We start from the raw sequence: 3,865 nt of genomic DNA, 5'->3' as shown, positions 1-3,865 counted from the left end.
CCGTACGCAAACCGATTTATACGACCAATGCGGCAGAGGCGGTACACCGCCAGTTTCGGAAGCTGGCCAAAACCCAAGGCGCATTCCCCAATGAAACCGGCTTGTTGAAGCTTTTATATGGCGGTATCGGTAAGGCTTTGGGGAAATGGGCGATGCCGATTGCAAACCGGGGGCAGACGCTCCCGCAGTTGGCGGTTTGTTTTGACAGCCGGACGGCATTATCCGGTTGTAGAATTCAAGCTGACACAGGATTTTGAACGACCTCCTGTTTGCGGCAACTCGGCCAACTCAGGGGGATTTATCTTCATGATTTGAGCCGTGGGGTCATCATGGCGGTCATCAACGGTATGGATTGCAAGGCAAGCACCAAAAACCGCTTTGCCGGATAATTTTTGGCGGCAGATGGCTGTTTTCAGTTTTGCTACCGGTTTGCGCCAAAGCAACGTGTTTCACCTGAAAGGGGAACAAGTTGACTTGCAGCGTAAAATCGTGTGGATTTATTTCCGGGTAATCGGCCCTGCAACAGCCTGTTTGACGGCAGCGGTCATTTCCTGTGCGGTTTTGTTTTTCTTTCCGGCGCCGCTGTGTTGCTGTGCCTGTCGGTAACGGTATGTTCTGCTTTGATTTTGCGGCTGGCGGCGGAGGATGGTTTGTGCGGTCTGTCTGGGGGGTTCTTGCGGTCGTGTCCGGAAATGCAGGCGTTGCCTTGTGGTCAGTTGTGTGCCGGCCATGTTGCTTTTTGTTGTCGGGAAAGGCAGTATGCTACCGCATACTGCCTTTTTCTGTTGGTGGAACGTTGCACTTGTCAGGCAAATGTAAGGCCGTCTGAAAATTTTAATTTCAGACGGCCTTTTCGCTTTTAATTTGGTTTAACTAAGGAATCCGGCCAAATTAAGCAGGAACAACACGGAAAAACCTACCAAATAAACCAAACCTACAATTGCCAAGGCTTCCATGCCTTTAGAAAGTTTGTGTTTTTTGTCGGCTTTCACCAAACGGTAGTTCAGCCATGCAAAAATCGGCGCGGCTAAGAAAGCGGAAATCATAGCAAATTTCAACAATTCCGCCATCGCGCTGTTGAACCACAAAATCATTGCCAAACCTGATCCGGCAACCCAGATATACCAGCCGAACAATTCGCCTTTGCTGATGCTTTCTTTGCGGCGGATCAGGCGCACTGATTCCGACATGGCGCGGGCATAGCCGTCAATCACAGTGATGGTGGTGCCGTACATACAGGCAAAAGCGATAAACGCCACCAGCGGACGCGCCCATTCGCCGATGGTTACAGCATACATATTAATCAATTGGTCGATGTATTTGCCGCCTGCCATCTGCACGGTTTCACCGTTGCCGTATTGGACATACGCACCCAACACCAGAAACACCACTGCCAACACCGCGCTGGTATAGAAACCGACATTGAAATCGAAAATACCGTCACGGTAGCTGGAAGGTTGGATTTTTTGTTTTTCCGTCACCCACAAGGAGTTAATCGCGGAAATCTCGATCGGCGCAGGCATCCAGCCCATTAAAGCGATGATGAAGCCCAAACCGGTAAGCGTCCACGGTGTCGGCTCGATAAAGTCAGGCTGCATCTGCATGCCGCGCGACATGGCGATACCGGCCGTAATCATGGTCGCGACCGCCAAGCTAGCCACAATCGCCTTAGAAACCCTATCCAAAGCGCGGTATTGGCCGCTCAATAAAATCAGCAAGCACGAAAGCATAATCAAAGCCGCAATCATGCCCGTTTCCAAGCCTAAACTTGGCAAGGCCATTTTGATAATCGCTGCCGTCACTACCGCTACCGCACCGGCATTGATGGTGGCCGAAATAAAACACAACAGTGTGAAAACCCACAAATAAAAGTGGCTTTTCTCGGCATAACCCTGCACCAGGCTTTTGCCTGCGTCCATGGTGTAATGCGCGCTGAAACGGAAAAACGGATATTTCAGGATATTGGTTAAGACGATGATTAGCGCCAACTGCCAGCCATAAAGCGCACCAGCCTGAGTAGATGCAATCAAGTGCGAGCCGCCGATGGCCGCCGATGCCATGAGAATACCAGGCCCCAGCGCGCTCATGCGGCTTTGCCAAGTAGATGTTAAAGTGTGTGTTTGATTTTGAGACATTTTATTACCCGCCTGTTTAGACGGCCTGTTTAAAATTACGAAAAGTTGGATTTTAGCGTAAATTTAAACTTCCATTTTTTTGATTTATTGGCATTTAATGCCAATTTAAAATCTGAAACTTTTTGAGTAATTTTAAAGTTTCATAAAAATTCGCAAACTATGCCACAAACCTGTCTCAAAACAGCCTAGTATCGCTTTTATTGCTGATGAATGCCATCTACCATCTGGGACACGTTCTGCCTATGACATCATGTTTCAAACGCTTTTCAGACGGCCTTTGTCACATTGGTTCTTCCTCAACGCCCCAACTTTGTCACTCCGCCTGCCGCCTCGTGGTTGGACGTGCCGGAAAAGCCGCCGGTGGGTATGGCCGCCCCGCCCGGTACGAAAGCGAACACGGCAATTGTCATCATTTTTTCAAAATAAATTATATTCCAATCAAATTTCAACACCGCGTCAAGCAACAATAGTGGAATCAATAAATAACTGATACCAAGCGTTCTGCTGATAGGCAACAAAACGAGTACGTCACCGATTCTGTTGCCCCTTCAGCGGCTGACAAAATGGTTCTCTTTGCGCTGAAGCAGGCTGACGCTGTAACCGTTTTTTATGCCCGACAAAATTTAACATTGTCACACAACTGTCACAAAACATGGTTAAAGTGGCAGCGGTTCAAAACAGCTTCCATTTTGCAAGGGAAAATCATGGGCACGGTTTCTTTAGGTTCTAATGTTAAAAAAATCAATGCCATATTTGCCTCTTATTAATTTGGTGCGGCCGGTTATTCCATTGGTATGGGGCATAGGCTGCACCAATGGCAACCATACCATGCTTTTCCTGCCGGCGATATTGTCCGGCGTATTTATGGCCCTCAACATCGGCGGCAACGGCATCGCCAAATCGTCCGGCACACCATTCGGCGCCGGCACGCTGACCATCACGCAAACCTTATTGGTGGCGGCGGTTTTCAAATTCAGCAGCGCGATGATTTCCGGTGGCGAAGTGATCTCGACCATCCACAAAGGCATCACCGACTTAAAAGCGATGGACCTTGGGCTTATGCAGTTTGTGTATATCATGATATCCGCCTTGCTTGCTTCGGCTTTAATGCTGTTATTCACCCCCAGAAAGCTGGCCGGTTCCGGCACACGCATTCTGGTCGGTGCGGTGGATACCGCAATGCCAACTGGACGTTGATGAAACCCATCGGCCAGGCTTGTGCCATCACCCTGCCGTCTGCTACGATGCTGTCCGTTGCCTGCTTCCTGATTTTACGGAGTATTTTCTAAGACAGAACAAGCACAATCAAAAGGACGTCTGAATTTTTTCAGACGTCCTTTTGATTTTTATCATCAAGCCTGTTTGACCATTTCACAGAACGTGTGTCGGGGATGTAAATCTGCCAAATTTAAGTTTTAAGGTATGGCGGTTTAATAAACAGTTCGTTCAGCATTTTAAAATAGTGGATTTACACCTACCTGACGCTTACCGCATCAATCCCAGACCGGAAAATATACTATATTAACTTAGGGGCTTAAGAAGCAAACTCATAAAACTTTATGGTAATCTTCTGATATCTATATTAAAAACAAGTACCCAAAGTCCGGTAAACTTTCCGGGCAGAAATTCCGGCAAATATTACGCCTTTCTGCCTCAGGTTTGACTGCTTCCGACACAGCCGGATTAACGGCAGCCAGTGTCCGAAGTGCCAACAACCCGTTCCCCAAACT

General features: G+C 48.2%; 4 protein-coding genes. 2 read left to right on the top strand and 2 right to left on the bottom strand.

Annotated elements, in window-relative coordinates:
• Positions 1-257, top strand: a 257-nt coding sequence (locus C7N83_RS13265; RefSeq protein ID WP_146135174.1) for a transposase, incomplete at its 5' end; no start/stop codon positions are given.
• A 612-nt stretch (positions 258-869) separates the two neighbouring features.
• On the opposite strand, the gene C7N83_RS13255 is transcribed toward C7N83_RS13265, so the two are convergent.
• Both C7N83_RS13255 and C7N83_RS15425 read right to left on the bottom strand, forming a co-directional pair.
• Positions 870-2,135, bottom strand: a complete 1,266-nt coding sequence (locus C7N83_RS13255) for an NRAMP family divalent metal transporter (RefSeq protein WP_106743210.1) — start codon at positions 2,133-2,135, stop codon at positions 870-872.
• A 296-nt stretch (positions 2,136-2,431) separates the two neighbouring features.
• Positions 2,432-2,653 (bottom strand): hypothetical protein, encoded by a 222-nt coding sequence (locus tag C7N83_RS15425; protein WP_106743209.1) that lies wholly within the window; start codon positions 2,651-2,653, stop codon positions 2,432-2,434.
• A 235-nt stretch (positions 2,654-2,888) separates the two neighbouring features.
• Here C7N83_RS15425 and C7N83_RS13245 point away from each other — a divergent pair, with 235 nt between their 5' ends.
• Positions 2,889-3,332 carry an inorganic phosphate transporter gene (locus C7N83_RS13245; protein WP_211296670.1) on the top strand — a complete coding sequence of 148 codons (444 nt, stop codon included), beginning with the start codon at positions 2,889-2,891 and terminating at the stop codon, positions 3,330-3,332.
• Positions 3,333-3,865 lie beyond the last annotated feature (533 nt).

Origin of the sequence: Neisseria iguanae, from assembly GCF_003013245.1 — a bacterium.
Lineage (GTDB): Bacteria > Pseudomonadota > Gammaproteobacteria > Burkholderiales > Neisseriaceae > Neisseria > Neisseria iguanae.
The sequence above is the reverse complement of the archived record's forward strand: the minus strand, read 5'-3'. Positions and strand labels throughout refer to the sequence as shown.

Bases quoted from the DNA above. Each gene is read 5' to 3' on its own strand.
- C7N83_RS13255 (WP_106743210.1), bottom strand. From the start codon at position 2,135: ATGTCTCAAAATCAAACACACACTTTAACATCTACTTGGCAAAGCCGC.